Origin of the sequence: Streptomyces scopuliridis RB72 (assembly GCF_000718095.1) — a bacterium.
In the GTDB taxonomy this organism is placed as follows: Bacteria; Actinomycetota; Actinomycetes; order Streptomycetales; family Streptomycetaceae; genus Streptomyces; species Streptomyces scopuliridis.
In genome coordinates, this window is the sequence record NZ_JOEI01000019.1 from 1 (window position 1) to 21825 (window position 21825).

Annotated in this window: 12 protein-coding genes; 5 read left to right on the forward strand and 7 right to left on the reverse strand. The window is 71.8% G+C overall.

What is annotated here, in order from left to right; all coding sequences use genetic code 11:
* Both IF11_RS0124185 and IF11_RS0124190 read right to left on the reverse strand, forming a co-directional pair.
* Positions 1-5391 (reverse strand): type I polyketide synthase (locus IF11_RS0124185; RefSeq protein WP_030353816.1); only part of this gene is annotated, 5391 nt, incomplete at its 3' end.
* Between the two features lie 184 nt (positions 5392-5575).
* Positions 5576-6607: a GDP-mannose 4,6-dehydratase gene (locus IF11_RS0124190; RefSeq protein ID WP_030353817.1), complete on the reverse strand. Its 1032-nt coding sequence runs from the start codon at positions 6605-6607 to the stop codon at positions 5576-5578.
* Positions 6608-6882: 275 nt separating this feature from the next.
* Here IF11_RS0124190 and IF11_RS0124195 point away from each other — a divergent pair, with 275 nt between their 5' ends.
* The 5 genes from IF11_RS0124195 (at position 6883) to IF11_RS0124215 (ending at position 12963) form a co-directional block, all read left to right on the forward strand.
* Positions 6883-8649 carry an ABC transporter ATP-binding protein gene (locus IF11_RS0124195; RefSeq protein ID WP_037728432.1) on the forward strand — a complete coding sequence of 589 codons (1767 nt, stop codon included), beginning with the start codon at positions 6883-6885 and terminating at the stop codon, positions 8647-8649.
* On the forward strand, positions 8618-10468 hold the full coding sequence (locus IF11_RS0124200; RefSeq protein WP_030353819.1) for an ABC transporter ATP-binding protein: 1851 nt from the start codon (positions 8618-8620) through the stop codon (positions 10466-10468). The genes IF11_RS0124195 and IF11_RS0124200 overlap by 32 nt, the downstream gene beginning before the upstream one ends.
* 90 nt (positions 10469-10558) lie before the next feature.
* The gene (locus IF11_RS0124205) at positions 10559-11407 is read left to right on the forward strand and encodes a metallophosphoesterase family protein (protein WP_030353820.1); all 849 of its coding nucleotides are present in this window, start codon (positions 10559-10561) and stop codon (positions 11405-11407) included.
* Complete coding sequence (locus IF11_RS0124210; RefSeq protein ID WP_030353821.1) at positions 11404-12087, forward strand: 4'-phosphopantetheinyl transferase family protein; 684 nt, start codon at positions 11404-11406, stop codon at positions 12085-12087. Before IF11_RS0124205 ends, IF11_RS0124210 begins: the two co-directional genes overlap by 4 nt.
* Before the next feature lie 75 nt (positions 12088-12162).
* Positions 12163-12963 carry an SGNH/GDSL hydrolase family protein gene (locus IF11_RS0124215; RefSeq protein WP_030353822.1) on the forward strand — a complete coding sequence of 267 codons (801 nt, stop codon included), beginning with the start codon at positions 12163-12165 and terminating at the stop codon, positions 12961-12963.
* Between the two features lie 89 nt (positions 12964-13052).
* Here IF11_RS0124215 and IF11_RS0124220 read toward each other — a convergent pair whose 3' ends face one another.
* The 5 genes from IF11_RS0124220 to IF11_RS0124240 are packed head-to-tail and all read right to left on the reverse strand — an operon-like array spanning position 13053 to position 21824.
* Entirely contained in the window at positions 13053-14903 is a 1851-nt protein-coding gene (locus tag IF11_RS0124220) for an ABC transporter ATP-binding protein (protein WP_078490892.1), read from the reverse strand.
* Positions 14904-14959: 56 nt separating this feature from the next.
* A complete protein-coding gene (locus IF11_RS0124225) occupies positions 14960-16150 on the reverse strand; it encodes a glycosyltransferase (protein ID WP_030353824.1) in 1191 nt (396 codons plus the stop codon).
* Positions 16147-16956, reverse strand: coding sequence for an alpha/beta fold hydrolase (locus IF11_RS0124230; protein WP_030353825.1), 810 nt, complete (start codon positions 16954-16956; stop codon positions 16147-16149). The genes IF11_RS0124225 and IF11_RS0124230 overlap by 4 nt, the downstream gene beginning before the upstream one ends.
* Before the next feature lie 4 nt (positions 16957-16960).
* On the reverse strand, positions 16961-17296 hold the full coding sequence (locus IF11_RS0124235; RefSeq protein WP_206300645.1) for an acyl carrier protein: 336 nt from the start codon (positions 17294-17296) through the stop codon (positions 16961-16963).
* Positions 17286-21824, reverse strand: coding sequence for a type I polyketide synthase (locus IF11_RS0124240; protein WP_078490893.1), 4539 nt, complete (start codon positions 21822-21824; stop codon positions 17286-17288). Before IF11_RS0124240 ends, IF11_RS0124235 begins: the two co-directional genes overlap by 11 nt.
* Between the last annotated feature and the right edge of the window lies 1 nt (position 21825).

Consider the following 21825-nt stretch of genomic DNA (forward strand, 5'->3'; position numbering starts at 1 on the left):
CGAGGCCACCCCGCCCGGATAGCGGCAGCTCATCCCGACGACCACGATCGGATCGTCGGCCACCGCGGCGGTCCGCGTGGCGGCCGGCACGGCCACCGCCGCGTCGGAGCCCAGCAGTTCATCGAGGAGGTAGGCGGCCAGGGCGCGCACGGTCGGGTAGTCGAAGACCAGCGTGGCGGGCAGCCGCAGTCCGGTGACGGTGCCCAGCCGGTTGCGCAGCTCCACCGCCGTCAGCGAGTCGAAGCCCAGCTCGCGGAAGGCGCGCCCGGCGTCGATGTCCGCGCCACTGGTGTGGCCCAGGACGAGGGCCACCTGTCCGCGTACGAGATCGAGCAGCAGCTCGCCGCGCTCGGTCGCGTCCAGCCTGCCCAGCCGCTGGACGAGACCGCCGGCCGTGCTCGACCCCGCGACGGACGACGCACGGCGGGCGCGGGTACGGATCAACGACCGCAGCAGCGGCGGGACGTCGCCCTGTGCGCGGAGCACCGGCAGATCCAGCCGCACGGGTACGACGGCGGCCTCGCCGGTGGTCAGCGCCGCGTCGAACAGCGCCACGCCCTGCTCGACCGGGAGCGCCGGCACCCCGGAGCGGGCGTGCCGCTCGGCCTCGGCCTCCGCCAGCGTGCCCGTCATACCGCCGGTACGTTCCCAGGGGCCCCAGGCGAGGGACACGCCCGGCAGGCCCTCGGCCCGGCGGCGCTCCATCAGCGCGTCCAGGAAGGCGTTTCCGGCCGCGTAGTTGCCCTGCCCCGCGCTGCCGATCACTCCGGCGACCGACGAGAAGACCACGAACGCGGACAGGTCCTGACCCTGCGTCAGCTCATGCAGGTTCCAGGCCGCGTCGGCCTTGGGGCGCAGGACCGTGTCCAGCCGCTCGGGCGTGAGCGAAGGGATCAGGCCGTCGTCCAGCACACCCGCCGTATGGATCACGGCGGAGACGGTGTGGCGGGCCAGCAGTCCGGCCAGCGCGTCGCGGTCGGCCGCGTCGCACGCCTCGACCGAGACCTCGGCGCCCAGTTCCGTCAGCTCGTCCGTCAGCGCCTCGGCGCCCTCGGCGGCCAAGCCCCGGCGGCTCACCAGCAGCAGCCTGCGCACGCCGTGCTCGGCCACCAGATGCCGCGCCATCACCGCGCCAAGACCGCCCGTACCGCCGGTGATCAGCACGCTGCCGTCGGCGTCCCAGACCGGCCCGGCCTCGATCTCGCCGAGCGCCCGGCGCACCAGCCGTCCGGCCCTGATCTCGCCGTTCCTGACGATCAGCTGCGGCTCGTCCGTACCCAGCGCCCCGAGCGGGAGCGCGACCGGCTCCGCCGGGTCCAGGTCGACCAGTCCGAAGCTGCCCGGGTTCTCCGACTGCGCGGAGCGCACCAGACCCCACACCGCGGCCGACGCCACCTCGGCGCCGCCGACCGCGCCGCGCGTCACGAACACCAGCCGTGATCCGGCGAAGCGCTCCTCCGCCAGCCAGGTGTGCGCCGACGCCAGGACCTCGGCGGTCAGCGCGTGTGCGGACTCCGCCGCCTCAACCCCCGGCGTACCGCCGACCGTCATGAGTACGACCGCCGGCACCGGCTCCTCGCCCGCCGCCAGCGCCGCCAGATCCGGATGGACCGCGATGCCGCCCGCCAGGGCCTCGTGCCCGGCGAGTCCGAAGGCGTCGGGGCCGGCCAGGGCGACGGACTCGGGGGCCTGTGCCCCTTGTCGTACGGGAACCCAGTCGAGGCCGAACAGCGCGTCGCGGGCGGCCGTGGCGGCGCCGCCCAGTTCCCGCGCCGCGACCGCGCGCAGCACCAGCGACTCGACGGAGACGACCGGCTCACCGGACGTGTCGGCGACGGTGATCGAGACCGCGTCCTCAGCGGCCGGGGAGAGCCGTACCCGCAGCGCGGAGGCGCCGGTCGCGTGCAGCGACACGCCCTCCCACGAGAAGGGCAGTCCGCCGCGGCTCTCCGCGCCGAGTTCGACGAAGGAGGCGGCGTGCAGCGCCGCGTCCAGCAGCGCGGGGTGCAGACCGAACGCGTCCGCCTCGGCCTCGCCGCCCTCGGGCAGCACGACCTCGGCGTACACGTCGCCGTCGCGCCGCCAGGCGGCCCGCAGGCCCTGGAAGACCGGACCGTAGGCGAAGCCGTCGTCGGCCAGCCGGTCGTAGACGCCCTCGACGGCGACGGGCTCGGCCCCGGCGGGGGGCCATACGGCCGCGTCGAATCCGGCGCCCCGCTCCCCGGCCCGCTCGTCGACGGCGAGTACGCCGGTGGCGTGCCGCGTCCAGGCCGTCTCGTCGCTTCCCTCGGGGCGCGAGTAGACGTTGACGGTGCGACGGCCGGAGTCGTCGGGGTTGCCGATCCACAGCTGGACCTGGATACCGCCCCGCTCAGGGAGGATCAGCGGCGCGGCCAGGGTCAGTTCCTCGACCAGGTCGCAGCCGACCTCGTCGCCCGCGCGCAGGGCGAGTTCGAGGAAGGCGGTGCCGGGAAGCAGCGTGGTGCCGCGCACGGCGTGGTCGGCGAGCCACGGGTGGGACTGGAGCGAGAGCCGGCCGGTGAGGAGCACACCCTCGGAGTCGGCGAGGGAGACGGCGGCGGAGAGCAGCGGGTGGTGGGCCGCGCCGAGCCCGGCGGCCCGCAGGTCGGCGGACTGGTTCTGGGCACCGCCCTTGGGCCAGTACCTGCGGCGCTGGAAGGCGTAGGTCGGCAGGTCGTGGCGGTGTGCGCCGGTGCCCGCGAAGTACTCCGCCCAGCGGACGGTGACGCCGCGTACGTACAGTCCGGCCAGCGCGGTGGTGAGGGTGTCGGTCTCGGGGCGGCCGGCCCGCAGCGCGGGGAGCGCGGCGTGGCCCTCGGTGTCCGCCGTGTCGAGGCAGTCCTCGGTCATCGCGGACAGGACGCTGTCGGGGCCGAGTTCGAGGAAGGTGGTGACGCCGTGGCCGGCGAGCCAGCCGACGCCGTCGGCGAACCGTACGGCCCGCCGGACATGGTCCACCCAGTAGTCGGCGGAGGTGACCTGCGCGACGGTGCCGGGCTCGCCGGTGAGGTTGGAGACGAACGGCAGCAGCGGGGCCTGGAGGGACAGGCCGGCCACCACGGCGCGGAACTCGTCGAGCATCGGCTCCATGAGCGGCGAGTGGAAGGCGTGCGAGACCGTCAGCCGCTTGGTCTTGCGGCCCTCGTCCGCCAGGCGGGCGGCGATCTCGGTGACCGCGCTCTCCTCGCCGGCGAGGACGAGGGCGGAGGGGCCGTTGACCGCGGCGATCGACACCGCGTCCTCGTGGCCGGCCAGCAGCGGGGTGACCTCGTCCTCGGTGGCCTGTACGGCGATCATCGCGCCGCCCTCGGGCAGCGCCTGCATCAGCCGGCCGCGGGCGGTGACGAGCGCCGCCGCGTCGGGCAGCGACAGCACTCCCGCGACATGGGCGGCGGTGATCTCACCGATCGAGTGGCCGGTCAGATAGTCGGGCTTGACGCCCCAGGACTCGACCAGGCGGTACAGCGCGACCTCGACGGCGAACAGCGCGGGCTGCGCGTACTCGGTGCGGTTCAGCGCGTCGGCGTCCTCGCCCCAGAGCACCTCGCGCAGCGGCCGGTCGAGCAGCGGGTCGAGCGCGGCGAAGGCGGCGTCCAGCGCCTGGGCGAACACCGGGAATCTGGCGTGGAGTTCGCGCCCGGCGCCGAGGCGCTGGGAGCCCTGGCCGGTGAAGAGGAACGCCAGCTTCCCGTCGCCCTGGGTGGCGCCCTGGACGGCGCCCCGCACCTGGCCGGTCTCCTCCCGGTCCCCGGCCAGCGCCGTCAGCGCGGCGAGCGCGCCGTCGCGGTCGGCGGCCATGAGCACGGCGCGGTGTTCGAAGCCGGCGCGGGTGGTGGCCAGTGAGTAGGCGGTGTCGAGGACGGTCGCGGCGGGGTCGGCCTCCAGCGCGGTCAGCAGCCCGGCGGCCTGGGCGCGCAGCGCCTCACGGGTCCGACCGGAGACCAGCAGCGGTACGGCGCCCGGCTCGATGCCCCCGCCGTCCGCGGAGGCGTCGGCAGCGTTCTCGGTCCCGGGCGCGCCCGGGGCCTGCTCGACGATGGTGTGCGCGTTGGTGCCGCTGATGCCGAAGGAGGAGACGCCCGCGCGCCGGGGCGCGCCGGTCTCGGGCCACGGGGAGTTCTCCGTGAGGATCCGGACCGCGCCCTGCGACCAGTCGACATGCGAGGAGGGCTCGTCGGCCAGCAGGGTCCGCGGCAGCACTCCATGGCGCATCGCCATGACCATCTTGATGACACCGGCGACACCGGCGGCGGCCTGGGTGTGGCTGATGTTCGACTTGACGGAGCCGAGCAGCAGCGGCCGGTTCTCGTCGCGGCCCTGGCCGTAGGTGGCGAGCAGGGCCTGTGCCTCGACCGGGTCACCGAGCGTGGTGCCGGTGCCGTGCGCCTCGACGGCGTCGACCTCGGCGGCGGAGAGCCGGGAGTTGATCAGGGCCTGCTGGATGACCTCCTGCTGCGAGGGGCCGTTGGGGGCGGTCAGTCCGTTCGACGCGCCGTCCTGGTTGACCGCGGTGCCGCGTACCACGGCGAGGATCTCGTGCCCGTTGCGCCGGGCGTCGGAGAGCCGCTCCAGGACGAGGACGCCGACGCCCTCGGCCCAGCCGGTGCCGTCGGCGGTGTCCCCGAAGGAGCGGCAGCGGCCGTCCGCGGAGAGGCCGCCCTGACGGCCCATCTCGATGAAGGTGCCGGGGCTCGACATGACGGTGACGCCGCCGGCCAGCGCGAGGGTGCACTCCCCCGCGCGCAGCGCCTGGGTGGCGAGATGGACGGCCACGAGCGAGGAGGAGCAGGCGGTGTCCACGGTGACCGCGGGGCCGACGGTGCCGAAGGTGTAGGAGATACGTCCGGACAGGACGCTGCCGGTGTTGCCGGTGAGCTGGAATCCCTCGGCGCCGTCGGCGGGTCCGACCCGGTAGTCCTGGGCCATCGCGCCCATGAACACACCGGTCTGGCTGCCCTTGACCGAGGTCGGGTCGATGCCCGCGCGTTCGAACGCCTCCCAGGCGGACTCCAGCGCGACACGCTGCTGCGGGTCCATCGCCACGGCCTCGCGCGGCGAGATCCCGAAGAAGTCGGCGTCGAAGTCGGGGGCGTCGTGCAGGAACCCGCCGGACGAGGTGCTGGACGAGGCGAGCGCCTCGGCGTCCCAGCCGCGGTCGGCGGGAAACGCCGTGATGCCGTTCTCACCCGCCTCGACCAGCCGCCAGAGATCTTCCGGGCTGCTGACACCGCCGGGATAGCGGCAGGTCATACCGATAATGGCGATCGGCTCCTGGGCCGCCGTCTCCAGCTCATTGACCCGCTGCCGCGTCCGTCGGAGATCGGCGGTAGCAAGCTTGAGGTAGTCCCGGAGCTTCTGTTCGTTGTCCATCTCAACTCAACCCATCTCGACAGCCAGCGGCCGAACATGAATCACGCGGGGCATCTCGCGCTCGCCGTGCAATGCGATAAATAGAAAGCCACATGGCTTCGCAGCCGTTTAGCGGGAAGCCATGTGGCGAGTGTCGTACGGACCGCTACGGGAATTCCCTAGTCCTCCGCAGTCCTTCGTTCCGCTACCAGTTGGAGGCCAGCAGAAGGTCCCCGTATTCGTGTTCCCGGGAGACCTGATTCAGGTCGGCGTCGACCATCATGTGCATCAGTTCGGGGAAGTCGACACTGGGCTTCCAGCCCAGCTTGGTACGGGCGTGCTCGCTGTCCGCGCAGAGAATCTCCACCTCCGCGGGGCGGACCAGCTCGGGGTCGATGACGACGTAGTCCTGCCAGTCCAGACCCACGTGTTCGAAGGCGATGCGCACCGCGTCCCGTACCGAGTGCATGGAGCCGCTGCCCACCACGTAGTCGTCCGGCTCGTCGGGCTGGAGCATGAGATGCATGGCGCGCACATAGTCGCCGGCGAAGCCCCAGTCACGTACCGCGTCGAGGTTTCCGAGGTGCAGCTTGTCCTGGAGTCCCAGCTTGATCCGGGCGACGGCGAGGGAGATCTTCCGGGTCACGAACTCCGAGCCGCGGCGCGGGGATTCATGGTTGAAGAGCATTCCGGAAACGGCGTACATCCCGAAGGACTCACGGTAGTTGCGGGTGATGAAGTGCCCGTACGCCTTGGCGGCGCCGTACGGGCTGCGCGGGTGGAACAGCGTCGTCTCACGCTGCGGAGTCTCGGCGGCCTTGCCGAACATCTCCGAGGACGACGCCTGGTAGAAGCGGATCTGGCCGCTGCCCGCGGTGCGTGAGCTGTTGAGGCCGCTCACCATCCGGATCGCCTCAAGGACGCGGAGCACGCCCATGCCGTTGACCTCGGTGACGAGTTCGGCCTGCTGCCACGACATCGGCACGAACGAGATCGCGCCGAGGTTGTACACCTCGTCCGGCTGCACGGTGTCGACGGCGGAGACCAGGCTGCCCTGGTCCATCAGGTCGCCGTCCACGAACGACAGTTCGGAGACGAGCCGGCTGACCCGCGACTTTCGCGGGTTGGCCTGTCCTCGGATCAATCCCCAAACCTGGTAGCCCTGTGACAGGAGATGCTCGGCCAGATAAGAACCGTCCTGCCCGGTAATTCCGGTGATCAGCGCACGCTTGGTCATACCAACCCCTTCTCGACCACGGAGAGACCGCCCAAACGCAGAGCTCGGTCGACGACCTTGCATCGAATACGCTTCTGTCCGGACGATAGACATCGGCACGCTCGCAAGCCGCCGACCACGGTGTCAAGAAAACCCGTGCTTACTAGGGAATTCCCGAGTCGGAGCGGAGCCGGGAAGGCATGGAGAGGCGGAACACTAGTAATTTTCGGGACCGCGATGCGGTGCACTGTGTGCGTCGGCGTTCGGGCCGGCTCTGTCAACCGGAGCGTCTTTCCGTGCTGTTCAGACTTCTGCGTACCCATGTGCGCCCGTACCGGCGAGCCGCTGCCCTGCTGGTCCTCCTGCAACTGATCCAGATCCTCGGCACACTGCTGCTGCCGACGCTCGGCGCCGCCCTGATCGACAACGGTGTCGTCGCGCGCGACAGCGGCTATATCTCGCGCCTCGGCGCGGTCATGGTCGCGCTGGCGCTCGTCCAGGTCGCCGCGGCGATCGGCGCGGTGTCCCTGGCCTCCCGTACCGCGATGGCGATGGGACGCGACATCCGCCGCGTCGTCTTCCGCCGGGTGCTGGACTTCTCCGCCCGTGAGGTGGGCCGCTTCGGTACGCCGTCGCTGCTGACCCGTACGGTCAACGATGTGCAGCAGGTGCAGACGCTGACGCAGTCGGGCTTCGGCATCGTGGTGGCCGCGCCCCTGATGTGCCTGGGGAGCGTCGTACTGGCGCTTCAGCAGGACGTCCCGCTGGCGCTGATCCTGGTGGTCCTCGTCGCGGTGGTCGCCGTCGCGTTCGGGCTGCTGCTGGCCCGGATGGGTGTGTTCTACGAGCGGATGCAGACCTGTCTCGACCGGCTCGGCCGGCTGCTGCGCGAGCAGATCACCGGCGTGCGCGTGGTGCGTTCCTTCGTACGGGACGGCTACGAGCGCGAGCGGTTCGCCCGTACGAGCACGGAGCTGTACGAGGTCTCACGGCGGGTCGGCCGGCTCATCGCGTCGATGCTGCCCGTGGTGCTGCTGCTCATGAACGCGTTCATGGTCGCCATCCTCTGGGTCGGCGCCCACCGGATCGACAGCGGGGCGATGCGGATCGGCGCGCTCAGCGCGTTCCTCAGCTATCTCTCGCTGATACTCATGTCGGTCGTGATGGTCGCGTTCGTGTTCCTGTCGGTGCCGCGCGCGAAGGTGTCCGCCGCGCGTATCCAGGAGATCCTGGCGACGCCGACGAGTGTCACCCCGCCGTCCGAGCCGGTGGAGGCCGCGTCGGACGCCGTCGGCCGGCTGGAGCTGCGCGGGGCGGAGTTCCGTTACCCGGGCGCGGAGAAGCCGGTGCTCCAGGGGATCGATCTGACCGCGGGCCCCGGGGAGAGCGTGGCGATCCTCGGCTCCACCGGCAGCGGCAAGACGACGCTCCTCAATCTCGTCCTGCGGCTGTTCGACGCCACCGAGGGTTCGGTACGGGTCAACGGCGTCGACGTACGGCATCTGAACCCGGACGTCCTCAGCCGGGCCGTCGGCTTCGTACCGCAGAAGCCCTATCTGTTCTCCGGGACCGTCGCGACCAACCTCCGCTTCGGGAACCCGGACGCCACCGACGACGAGCTGTGGCACGCCCTGCGGATCGCCCAGGCCGCCGAGTTCGTCGCGCGCATGCCCGACGGGCTCGACGCCGAGATCTCCCAGGGCGGTACGAACGTCTCGGGCGGCCAGCGCCAGCGGCTCGCCATCGCGCGCACCCTGCTGCGCCGGCCCGATGTCTATCTCTTCGACGACTGCTTCTCCGCGCTCGACTACGCCACGGACGCCGCGCTGCGTACCGCGATGGCGCCGGAGATCGCGCGGTCGACCGTCATCACCGTCGCCCAGCGGGTCGCCACCGTCCGGTACGCCGACCGCATCGTGGTCCTCGACGGCGGACGCGTCATCGACACCGGCACCCATGACGAACTGCTGCGCGACAGCGCCACCTACCGCGAGATAGCCCTCTCCCAGCTCACCGAGGAGGAGACCGTTCATGGTCTCGCCGGCCAGCCCCAGCCCCACTGAGCCCCGCGGGCCCGGCCGCCGGCTCCTCGGCCTGCTCCGGCCGCACCGCCCCCGGATCGCCGTCGCCCTCCTGGTGGGCATCGGCGGGATCACGCTCAACGCGTTCGGTCCGCTGCTGCTCGGCAAGGCCACCGACCTGATCGTCGACGGTCTGCTCGACGGACCCGGCGGCGCGTCGCCGGGGGTCACCACCGGGGGCGTCGACTTCGACGCGGTCGGGCGCGTGCTGCTGCTCCTGCTCGTGCTGTATGTCGCGGCGTCGCTGTTCATGCTGGCGCAGGGCCGGCTGGTCGCGTCCGTCGTCCAGCGGGTGGTCTTCGATCTGCGGGAGAGCGCGGAGGAGAAGCTCGGACGGCTGCCGCTGCGCTACTTCGACCGCAATCCGGCCGGCGAGGTGCTGAGCCGTACGACCAACGATGTCGACAATCTCCAGCAGACCCTTCAGCAGACCCTCGCCGAGCTGATCACCTCGGTCTTCTCCATCATCACCATGCTCATCCTGATGCTGGTGATCTCGCCGTCCCTGGCGCTGATCATGCTGGCGAGCGTGCCGGTGTCGGGGGTGCTCGCCGCGTGGATCAGCAAGCGCGCCCAGCCCCGGTTCGCGGAGCAGTGGGCCGCCACCGGCTCGATGAACGCGCAGGTCGAGGAGGTCTATACGGGCCACTCGCTGATCAAGGGCTTCGGCAGGCGCGAGCAGGCCGAGCGGCGGTTCGACGCGCACAACGAGGCGCTGTTCCGGGCGGGCGCCAAGGCCCAGTTCGCCTCGGGCACCATCGAGCCCGCCATGATGTTCATCGCCAACCTCGGCTATGTGGTGGTGGCGGTGGTGGGCGCGTGGAAGGTGGTGAGCGGCGCGCTGACGCTCGGGGATGTGCAGGCGTTCATCCTGTACTCCCGGCAGTTCAGCCAGCCGATCGTGCAGGTCGCCAGCGTGGCCGGCCGTCTCCAGTCCGGGATCGCCTCCGCCGCGCGGGTCTTCACCCTGCTCGACGCGGAGGAGCAGGGCCCCGACCCGAAGCACCCCGTCCGGCCGGAACGGGTCACCGGACGCGTGGAGTTCGACCGCGTCGGCTTCCGCTACTCCCCCGAGACCCCGCTGATCGAGGACCTCTCCCTGACCGTGGAGCCCGGCAGTACGGTGGCGATCGTCGGCCCCACCGGGGCCGGCAAGACCACACTGGGCAATCTCCTCATGCGGTTCTACGAGGTGGACGAGGGCCGGATCCTGCTCGACGGCACGGACATCGCGGCGATGACCCGGGACGATCTGCGCGCGCAGTTCGGTCTCGTGCTCCAGGACACCTGGCTGTTCGGCGGCACGATCGCCGAGAACATCGCGTACGGCCATGCCGGCGCCACCCGCGAGGAGATCGTCGCCGCGGCACGCGCCACCTGCGCGGACCGCTTCATCCGTACGCTGCCGGACGGCTACGACACCGTGCTGGACGACGAGTCGTCCAGCGTGAGCGCGGGCGAGAAGCAGCTGATCACGGTCGCCAGGGCGTTTCTCGCCCAGCCCGCCGTGCTGGTCCTCGACGAGGCGACCAGCTCCGTCGACACCCGTACCGAAGTGCTGATCCAGCGCGCGATGAACACCCTGCGCGCGGGCAGGACCAGCTTCGTCATCGCGCACCGGCTGTCCACCATCCGCGACGCCGATGTCATCGTGGTCATGGAGTCGGGGCGGATCGTGGAGCGCGGCACCCATGACGAACTGATCCGTGAACAGGGCGCCTACGCCCGGCTGCACGCGGCCCGCGCCCATGGCTCCCCCCGGCCGGCCGCCGACGGTGAGCAACTGGTGACCGGTGGCTGAGGCGTCGCCGCCCGCTTCCGCGTAATCTCGAAGGGTCAGCGCCACCGGTCCGAACACCGGCGTTCGAGCCCGACCGATAAGGACGGTATTGTGCCCGACGGAAAACTCCTCGCCGTCAGCGATCTGCATGTCGTGTACGACGAGAACCGCGCGCTGGTCGAGGAACTGCGCCCGTCCTCGGACGACGACTGGCTGATCGTCGCGGGTGATGTCGCCGAGAAGTACACCGATATCGAGTGGGCCCTGCGGCTGCTCAGCGAGCGGTTCACGAAGGTGATCTGGGCTCCGGGCAACCATGAGCTGTGGACCCATCCGAAGGATCCGTGCGATCTGCGCGGCGAGAAGCGCTATCTGCATCTGGTGGAGCTGTGCCGGGGGCTGGGCATCGCCACCCCGGAGGACCCCTACCTCGTGTGGCGGGGCGCCGGGGGGCCGGTGGCGGTCGCTCCGCTGTTCGTGCTCTACGACTACTCGTTCCGGGCGCCCGGCGCCACCACGATGGAGGAGTCGCTGCGGCTGGCCCATGAGGCGGGCGTGGTCTGCTCCGACGAGTACTTCCTGCACCCCGACCCGTTCTCGGGCCGGGACGCCTGGTGCCGGTCGCGGGTCGAGGAGACCGAGCGCCGGCTGTCGGCCGTCGATCCGTCCCTGCGTACGGTGCTGGTCAATCACTTCCCGCTGGTCCGTGACCCCACCCGCGTCCTGTACTACCCCGAGTTCGCGCAGTGGTGCGGTACGGAACTGACCGCCGACTGGCATGTGCGCTTCCGCGCCGCCGCCGTGGTCTACGGCCATCTGCACATCCCCCGGGTCACCCACCACGACGGGGTGCGCTTCGAGGAGGTGTCGATCGGCTATCCGCGCGAGTGGCGCAAACGCCCGCCCCGGGAGCCGCTGCGCCAGATCCTGCCCGAGCCGGCCGGACAGGCGGCCCGGTGATCGGGGAGGTGCTGCCCGCCGCGGTCGCGGCCGAGGCGGCGTACGACGACGGGCGCGAGCCGGGCGAGGAGCTGTTCCCGCAGGAGAAGGCGCTGGTGGCGAACGCGGTCCCCAAGCGGCAGCGGGAGTTCACCACGGTACGGTTCCTGGCCCGGCGCGCGATGCGCCGTCTGGGCCAGCGGCCCGTGCCGCTGCTGCCCAACCGGCGCGGGGCGCCGCAGTGGCCGGAAGGCATCGTCGGGAGCATGACGCACTGCGACGGCTACCGCGCCGCGGTCGTGGCCAGGTCCGAGGGAACAGTGGCGCTCGGTATCGACGCGGAGCCCGACGCGCCGCTGCCCGAGGGCGTGCTGGATGTCGTCACGCTGCCGGCCGAGCGGACGTGGATCGCGTCGCTGACCGAGCGTCACCCCGGGGTCAGCTATGACCGGCTGATTTTCAGCGCCAAGGAGAGCGTTTTCAAGGTGTGGTATCCGCTCACCGGGCGCGAACTCGACTTCTCCGAGGCGGAAATCGACATCGATCCGGTCGAACGGACCTTTCAGGCAAGGCTTCTGGTACCGGGCCCCTTCGTGAATGGCCGTCATATCGGTGAATTCCAGGGCCGTTGGATCGCGGATCGGGGCCTGGTGGCCACCGCCATCCATGTGGCATCTGAATCGTCATCAGTTTTTCATTGAATCCCTCATCACTCGCCGCCGTGAACTGCTATCCAAGTGGGGTCCTTGTCCCCCCACCCCTGGAGAAGCATCTCCGTGCGTTCAATAAAGGCACTGTTCGCCGTCCTTCTGGCAATCGTCGCGGCGGTCACGATTTCGCCCACCGCCTACGCGGCCAACGGTAAGTACGTGGCGCTGGGTGACTCGTACGCGGTCGCTCCCGGTACCCGTACGTACGACAACCCCAACGACCCGTGCCGCCGGGGCCCGCTGACCTACCCACGGCTGTGGGCGGCTCAGCACAGCTCGGTGGCGTTCGTCGAGGCGTCGTGCTCGGGTGCGACCACGACCGATGTGATCAACTCCCAGATACCGCAGCTCACGGCGGACACCACACTGGTGACGCTGCAGGTCGGCGGCAATGACGTCGGCTTCGTCGACGTACTGACGAACTGCATCCTCACCATCGACGACCGCGACTGCATCAACGGCGTCGAGGCGGCCAAGCAGGCGGCGCAGTCCGTCCTGTCCCCCGCGCTCGCGCAGACCTACGGGGCGGTGCGCGCCGCCGCCCCCAACGCGAGAGTCATCGTCATCGGATATCCCCGGCTCTACACCATCGGAGGTTCCTGCGGCATATTCGGACTGAGCGACGCCGAGCGTACCGCCATGAACTCCGCGGCCGACACCCTGGCCTCTGTCATGTCCAGCCGTGCGGCGGCCGCCGGTTTCGAATTCCTGGACGCACGACCGGTATTCGACCCGCACACGATCTGCTCGTCCGGTTCCACCTGGGTCACCAGCCTGGAATGGGACAAGATTAACGAGTCCTACCACCCGAACGCCGCGGGCCACCGCGACGGTTATCTGGCCGCTCTGAACGCCCGCACCGGCTGACGGAACGACCGGCCGACCGGCCTACGGATTGAATAAGTGGGGGCGTTCCGCTTTCTTGCGCGGAACGCCCCCACTGCCGTATCCCTTTGTCAGCGCGGCACGTCGGCCAATTCGCTGATGTCCTCATTACCTTCGCTCACCAGCATCTGGGAGGAGGCGAGTTCGCGGTAGAGGACATCGGCCTCGACCAGCTCCGCGTGGGTCCCCGCGGCGCGCACCAGACCGTGTTCCAGGACCACGATCTGGTCGGCGCCGGTCACGGTGGAGAGCCGGTGCGCGATCAGGATCACGGTGCAGCGCCGGGCCGCCTGGTCCACCGCCTCCCGCAGCGCCCGCTCGTTGCTCGCGTCGAGCTGGGCGGTGGCCTCGTCCAGGAGCAGCACCTCCGGCCGGCGCAGCAGGGCACGCGCGATGGCCAGCCGCTGGCGCTCACCGCCCGACAGGGTGACGCCGCGGTTGCCGACCTCCGTGCGCAGTCCGTCGGGCAGCCGGTCGATCAGGGTGTCGAGCCGGGTGAGCCGCAGGACCTCCGCGATGTCCTCGTCCGACGCGCCGGTCGCCGCGTAGCGCAGATTGTCCTCGATGGTGCCGGCCATCACCGGCGATTCCTGCTCCACATAGGCGATGCGCCTGCGCACCTCCGACCGGGGCAGGGTGGCGATGTCGACGCCGTCGATCCGGATCTGTCCCGACGCCGGTTCGTGGAAGCGCTGGAGCAGGGCGAACATCGTGGTCTTGCCCGCGCCGGAGAGTCCGACCAGCGCCGTCTGGGTACCGCCGGGGACGGTGTACGAGATACCGCGCAGGGCGGGTGCGCGGCCGGGGTAGGAGAACCGTACGTCCCGGAACTCGACCGGGGGCGCGCCGGGCGCGGCCACGGCGGCGAGCCGTTCGCGCGGGTCGTCCACGTCGTCCTCGACCGGCATGTGCTTGACCTGCTCGATACGGCCGACGGCGCCGAGCCCCTGTTGCAGCATGCTCAGGCCGGCGACCAGTGAGCCGACCGGGCTCGCCAGATAGAACACGTACAGCAGGAAGGCGATCAGGGCGGAGGCTTCGAGGCTGCCGGCGGCCACCAGCGCGCCGCCCACGCCGAGCACCGCGAGGAACGCGGCCTGGATGGACACTCCGGAGAGGACCTTCACCAGCGCGACATAGCGCGCGCCGGCCAGTCCGGCGCGGTAGGCACCCTCGATCGCGTCTCCGGCGCGCTCGGTCTCCCTGCCCTCGGCGCCATTGGCCTTCACGGTCCTGGCGGCGCCGAGCGTACGGTCCAGCGCGGCGCCCACCGCGCCGACCGACTCCTGGGCGCGGGCGACCGCTTCACGGATCCGGGGCAGGACGAGCACCATGACCAGCGCGACGGCGATCAGCACGGCGGCGGTGACCCCGAGCAGTCCCAGATGCACCACGCCCATCAGGACCACCGCGCCGAGGATGCTGAGCACTCCGTTGGAGACCATCACCAGCCCTTCGGTGGCGGCGTTCTGGACGAGCGCGCTGTCGGAGGTGACGCGGGAGATGAGGTCGCCCGGAGGACGGCGGTCCAGCTCGGGTACGCGCAGCCGTATCAGCCGGAACACCAGGTCGCGGCGGATCTGCCGGACCACCCGTTCCGAGGTGCGCTGCTGCCACCAGGACTGGAGTCCGGTGAGCCCGGCGCCCAGGACGACGAGCGCGGCCAGCAGGAGCACGGGCCCGAGCACCCCGCGCCCGTCGCTCAGTCCGTCCAGTACGTGCTGGGCCACCAGCGGCTGTACGAGTCCGGCCGCGCTGGCGGCCAGCACGAGCAGCAGGGTGGCGAGCAGCACCGTCCGGTGCGGGCGGGCGTAGCGCAGCAGTACGCGCAGCGGGGGCGTCGCGGGCGGCTCAGGGGTCTGGGCCGGCGCGGGTGGCTGAGGGGTCTCAGCCGTCGCGGGAGGAGCGGAAGCCGTTGTCATGGGAGGTCCCGGGTTCGCTGGTCGGGAGGGGTGATCACCGGTGGGGAGTGGGGTGTTCAGTGGGTCGCGGGTATGGGTGCGGGCGCGTGCTGCGCCGCGATCCGCTCCAGGTGGCCGGCGGCGGTGACATGGCCGCCCGCCGCGCGGAAGGACCGGCCGATCGCCTCGGCGGCGGCGCGGTGGCCGCCGGCGCTGTCCAGTACGGTTTCGACGGCCGTGGCCAGCCGGGCGGCGTTCACCCGGTTGAAGCGGACCCGCACCCCCGCGCCCGCGTCGACCACCTGCTGCGCGACGATGGGCTGGTCGTCGCGGATGGGGGCGAGGACGAGCGGCAGCCCGTGCCAGAGCGACTCGCACACGGTGTTGTGTCCGGCGTGGCAGACGACGGCGTCGGCCCGTGCCAGCAGGTCGAGTTGGGGAACATGGGCACGTACGAGGACTCCCGGTGGCACCGCGGAGAGCGTATGGCCGGGGTCGACCACGACGCCCTGCACCGCGTCCCCGAGCCCGTCGAGCGCGCTGACCGCCTCCGCCAGGAACCGGCCGCCCGCGTCCGCGTTGGCCGTGCCGAGCGAGACGAGCACGGTGGGACGCCCCGGATCCAGCTCGTCCCACGGGAAGTCGGAGCGGTCGGCGCGGGGGGCGATGGCCGGTCCGACCAGATGCGTCCGCTCCCAGGGCAGCGGCGCGTCACCGAGCAGTTCGCGGCCGGTGAAGGCGATGACACCGTACGGGGAGAACCGCGGGTCGGCCGTGCCCGCCGGGTCGCCGATCCGTGCGCGCAGCCCGCCCAGCAGCTCACCGAGCCAGGCGGCCACCTTGGGCATCCCGGCCAGCGGGTCGATGAGTTCGGCCGAGGTGGTCGCGGAGGTGACATAGGGGATGCCCTTGCGCTCCGCGATCAGCGCGCCCGCCACGGCGTGCTGGTCGCCGAGGACAACATCCGGGCGGAACGCGTCGATGGCGGCCTCGATGCCCGGCGCCATCAGGTCGGCCAGCGGTACGAAGAACTCCTCCCAGAGGAACCGGAAGGCGGCGGGTCCGGTCAGCTCCGGCGGCCTGACCAGTCCGCCCGCGGGCATGGGGCAGTCGAAGACCGTGACGTCCCGGCCGGCGAGCCGGTGGATCTGGTCGGCGTGGCCGGCCCATGCCACCGGGTGCCCCCGCCGGGCGAGTTCGCCGGCCACCCCGACCAGCGGGTTGACATGCCCGACCAGCGGCGGGACGACGAGCAGGAAGCGGGTCACCGCACCGCCCCGGCGAGCGTGTGATCCCGGATCCACTCCAGGATCAGGTCCCGGGTCTCCTCGGTCCGCTCCACGAGTACGGAGTGGCCCTGCTCGGCGAGGACCACGGTGCGGCAGGACGCCAGCTTGGCTTCCAGGGAGTCGACTTGGGCGCTCAGACCGGACTCGTCGCCGAAGATGGCCAGGACCGGGCAGTTGAGCGCGGAGAGATCGTCGTCGATGACGCGCCCCGCCGGGATGTCCTCGGCGAGGGTGGTGACCCGCAGGATACGGCTGGCGCCCCGGGAGAGCCGGGCGGTGTGCGCGCCGTGATGGGCGGAGATCCAGCCGATGACATCCTCGCGGGAGAGCTGGCTCTTGGCGTCGGCCAGCCCGTCTGCCATGTGCCGGGTCCACTCCGCGACCGGCGGCTCGGACTCGATCATGGTGACCGTGGCGACCCGGTCGGGGTGCCAGGCGGCGAGCGCGGCGGCCACCGTACCGCCGAAGGAGTTGCCGACGACATGCACCCGACGGGTCTCGCCGAGCGCGTCGAGCAGCCCGGCGAGGTCGCCGACGAAGGACTCCAGACGGTAGCCGGTGGCCGGCCGGTCGCTGCGGCCGTGGCCGCGCAGGTCGTACATGATCACGTCGAAGCCCGCGGCGGCGAAGGCCGGGCCGAGGGTGAAGTAGTAGCTGGCCAGGCTGTCGGTGAGCAGGCCGTGCACGAACACGACAACGTCCGGTTCACTGCCGTCCGCGGGCCGGCCGGCGGCGGGGAGCCGCTGCACATGCGTGGTGATCTCGCCCGTACGTATCTTGGTCATCGGCTCAGCCCTGCCCGTTGGCGCGCAGCGACGCCGCGACGTAGTCGGCCAGCTCGCCGACGGTGAGGGCGATGATCTCGTCGAGTTCGAGATCGGCGATGAAGAGGGCGAGGTTGACCCGGTCCCCGTAGTGCTCGCGCAGGACGCCGGCGAGCGTCACGAGATCGATGCTCTCCAGTTCGAGGTCGTCGTGGAAGGTGGTCTCCCGGCTGATCTCGGCGTCGTCGAGACCGTCCTCCTCCAGCAGTTCGCGCAGCATGCGGGTGATGTCCGCCAGCACAGCGGCATCATCGGTGTCCAGCGGCTCCGTGGTCATGATCCCGATCGCCTCAGTGCTCATCAGACTCTCCTGTCTCGTTGTCATCAGTCGTCCAGGCGACGATGTACTGCCGTTCGGGCAGTCCCGGTGGATTGGCCACCTGCCGCACACTCACCTCGTACGCCCGGCCCTCGGTCACCACGCGCAGCCTCTCCGCGTCCGCCGCCACCACGCGGTAGTCGGCGGGCCGGCCGCGCAGACCGGTACCGCGTGCCTTGGCGACGGCCTCCTTGGCCGTCCAGAACCGGGTGAACCAGCCGGGCCCGCTCTCCGGATCCGCGGCCACCAGCCGGTCCAGCAGGGCCAGTTCGCCGCTGTCGCAGGCCATCTCGGCGGCGGACCTCGGCCGGTCGGTGATCTCCTCGATGTCGATCCCGCACGCGCCGCGCCGGGCGAGGGCCACGCCGGTCTCCCGGCAGTGCGCGATCGACACGGTCAGCTCGCCCAGCGCGCGTCCGTGCACCCCGTGGGCGAGGGGCCGTCCTGTGGCGTCGTTGCGTACGGCGATCTCGGCCGGATAGATGTCGTCCGCGCCCTCGCCCCACAGCAGTCCGCGGACCGCGTCCTTGGCGGCGACCCGGCCGAGCAGCCACTGACGGCGCCGGACGGGAGGCAGCGCGTCATAGCCGGCGCGTTCGGCGCCGCCGAGCATATTGCGCATGATCAGCTCGCGGGTGGCCAGGTCGGGCCAGCGCTCGTGCACCTTCGTCCAGCCCCCGGGCTCGGCCGTGGAGAGGGTGTTGCGGCCCGGGAAGCGGTCCACCGCACGGATGTTGGGGTCGGTGTCGAACCTCCGGTCCTGCCAGCCGGTGAACTCCGCCCAGACCCGGCCCTCATGGACGAGCTGCATGTCCGCGGTGAGGGTGAGGTCGGTGACCTCGGTGATCCGGATCAGACAGTCCAGCCGTTCGCCCGGCTTCGGTTCGGGCCCGTGGAAGCGGATCCGGTCCATCCCGATCGGGAAGACCGTGGTGCGCTCGGTGAGCGTCGCCATGATCCAGTAGCCGAGGAGCTGTCCGACGTTGTCGAGCAGGGCGCCGGGGGCGTCCGGCGCGGTGATGACGCCCCGTACCGACAGATCGCCGAGGGCGGTCAGTTCGCTGACGCCCTGGAAGCGCGGTCCGTGGAACATCCACCGTTCGCTGTAGAGCTGTTCGGCCCGCAGCCCGGGGGTGCGTTCGGCGGCCGGGTCCACCGGCCACGGCGCGGGCGGTTCCGTGTAGCGCGGGGCCAGTTCGACCACCGCCCGGGAGTAGCCGGTCAGGCTCACCTCGACCCGGTCGGGCGCCTGCCGCCGTACCACCACCGGTACGTCGACGGACGGCATGGCCTCGATCCACTTCAGCAGCCGTACCTCGTGCACGGCGACGGCCCGCGTTCCGGGGACGGCGCGTTCGGCGATGTCCATGAGGTGGCCGATGACCGTGGTGGCGGGCACGATCGGCCAGCGGTCGGCCTCGTCGGGCCAGCCGGGACGCTGCCGGAAGAAGCAGTGGTCGAGCAGATAGGGCATCGTGTCGACGTCGACCCGCAGCACCTCGGGGACCGGCGCCACGGCCGGAGCGGGGACGGGGGCGGGTGAGCCCGTCGAGGGTCCCCGGCGGGCCGGGGCGGTACGACGGTGCGCGGCGCCCGCGCCGATGAGTTCGTTCGCGATGGCCGCGGTGTCGTTCAGCAGCGCGGAGAGTTCGGCGGCCACCGGGAACCGCGCGCCGGCCCGGCCGAGCAGCTCCAGCGCCCCGCCGTCCGCGACCGAGAGCGCGGGCGAGGCGGCGGGGGTGACGGGCCGGGGCACGATCCCGGTCAGTGCTTTCCTGGTCCCCTCGGGCAGGGAGACGAGCGCCCCGCCGAGATCCAGCCGGACCCCGGCCCGGGCAGACCGCGCGGACGCGGTCGCCTTCGAGGTCACGGGTCCCAGCAGCGGGGCGACGTCGGGCGCGGCGCCGTCCACCCAGAGCGCGGTGACCACCCGGCGCAGCTGCGCCAGACTGTCCCTGGCCGTGGAGTGCGCGGAGACGACGAGCCGGTCCTCGCCCGCCAGGGTGTCGTCGATCAGCGAGCCGAGCTGCCCCGCGCCCAGCTGGATGAACGCGCGGTACCCCGCCTCGTGCATCGCGGCGATCATGAGCCTGAACCGCACCGGTTCGAGCAGATGCCGGACGAACAGCTCCCGTACGGCGGCCGGTTCGGCCGGGTAGAGCGCGGCGGTCGTCGCGGACCAGACCGGGGTGGACTGCGGATGGAGGGTGTACGTCTCCGCCGCGCGCCGGATCGGATCGAGGTACGGCGCGAGCATCGGGGTGTGGAAGCCGGACCGGAACGGCAGCACCTGCCCGATCACCCCCTGGGCCCGGAAGCGCTGGACCAGCTCACCGACGGCCTCCTCCGGGCCGCAGATCATCGACTGGTTCGGCGCGTTGTCGTGCGAGAGCACCACGTCGGTACGCCCGCCCAGCTCGGCCAGCACCTTGTCGGCGGGCATGCCGAGCACGGCGAAGGCCGCGCCGGGGACGCGCAGCGCGTCCGGGTCGAAGCCCGCGAGGAAGGTGTCCACCTCGTCGGCGGCGTGGATGCCGCCGCAGGCCATGGCGGTCCACTCCCCCACGCTGTGCCCGGCGACCGCGTCGGGCACGACGGCGAGCCTGCGCAGCGCGGTGTCGAGGACGCGCCCGAGCTGGAACACCGCGGCTCCGTGCCGTCCCACGTCACCGACCCTGGCGTCCTCGCCGGCCGACCACGGGAGGCCGAACCGCTCGGCCAGCTCGGCCACTTGGGGCTCGAACTCCGCTTCGAGGCCGGGGAAGACGAACGCGGTCCGCCCGCCGCCGGCCGGGCCGAGCAGCGGGCGCGGGCTGAACCACACATCGCTGCGTCCGCGCCAGGCGGCGCCCTTGGTCACGGCCTTGCGTGCCAGCTTCAGCCGGCGCGCGGTCGGGTCGACGATCCCGAGCCGTACGGGCCCGGCCGCCGCTCCCGCCGCCGGGTCGCGCTCGTCGAGCCCGGCCGCCAGGACCGTGGAGTCGTCGGCGTCCAGCAGCGCGGCCAGCTCCGCCGGGCTCGCCGCGGCGAGCCGCAGCACCCCCTCGGGCTCGGTCACCGTCGTACGGGCCTTGCGCGCGGCCGGGACGGTGGCCGGCTGCTCCAGGACGACATGGGCGTTGATGCCGCCGAAGCCGAAGGCGTTGACGCCCGCCCGGCGCGGCACGCCGGTCGCGGGCTCCGCCCAGGGCCTGGCCTTCGCGAGCGGGGCGAACCGGGTGCCGTCCAGGGCGGGGTTCGGCTCGTCGCAGTGCAGGGTCGGGGGCAGCACCTCGTGGTGGATCGCGAGCGCCGCCTTGATCAGCCCGGCGATCCCGGCGGCGGGCATGGTATGCCCGATCATGGACTTCACCGAGCCGATGGCGGCCCGTTCACCCACGGCCGGGCCGAACACCTCGGCGAGCGTGGTCAGTTCGGCGCGGTCACCGGCGACGGTGGCGGTGCCGTGTGCCTCCAGCAGTCCCAGGGCGTCCGCCGCGCGCGGGTCGAGCCCCGCCGCGTCCCACGCCTGCCGCACCGCGCGGATCTGGCCGCCGGGGTCGGGGTTGAAGAGGCTGGCGGAGCGGCCGTCGCTGGCCACTCCCGTCCCGGAGACCACGGCGTAGACACGGTCGCCGTCGCGCTCGGCGTCCGCGAGCCGCTTGAGCACCACGATGCCGGTGCCCTCACCGATGAGCACCCCGTCGGCGCCGGCGTGCAGCGGGCGGATCCGCTCGCTCGGCGAGAGCGCGCCGAGCTGGCTGAACACACTCCAGAGGGTGATGTCGTGGCAGTGGTGCACACCGCCGGCCAGCATGACATCACAACGCCCGGCGGCCAGTTCGCGGACCGCGTGGTCGACCGCCACCAGCGAGGAGGCACAGGCCGCGTCCACGGTGTAGGCGGGGCCGCGCAGATCGAGCCGGTTGGCGACGCGCGAGGCGGCCAGATTGGGCACCAGCCCGATGGCCGACTCGGGCTGTTCGGGGCCGAGTTGCGCGGCGAACGCCGCCCGTACCTCCTCGATCCTGTCCTCGCCCAGCTCGGGCGCCAGCTCACGGAGCGTACGGACCACCTGGCCGGCGGTCCGCACCCGCTGGTCCAGCCGGACCAGACCGGGCGTCAGATACCCGCCCCGGCCGAGGACGATCCCGGCGCGCTGCCGGTCGGCGGGGAGTACGGGATCCCCGCCGGCGTCCTCGATGGACCGGTGGGCGACATCCAGCGCGATCAGCTGATCGGGCTCGGTGCCGGCCACGGAGGTGGGCATGATGCCGAACCGCGTGACGTCGAATTCGGTTTCCTGGTCGACGAATCCGCCGCGCCGACAGTACACCCGGTCACTGCGCCGGGGCCCGTCGGGCGCGTAGAACTCCCCGTCCCAGCGGTCGGCCGGTACGTCGCTGATCGCGTCGACGCCGTTGACGATGTTGTGCCAGTAGCTGTCCAGGTCCCTCGCGCCGGGGAAGAAGGCGGCCATCCCGACGATGGCCACCGGTGTCCCGGAGCCGGCGGGTGTCCGGGGATCCATC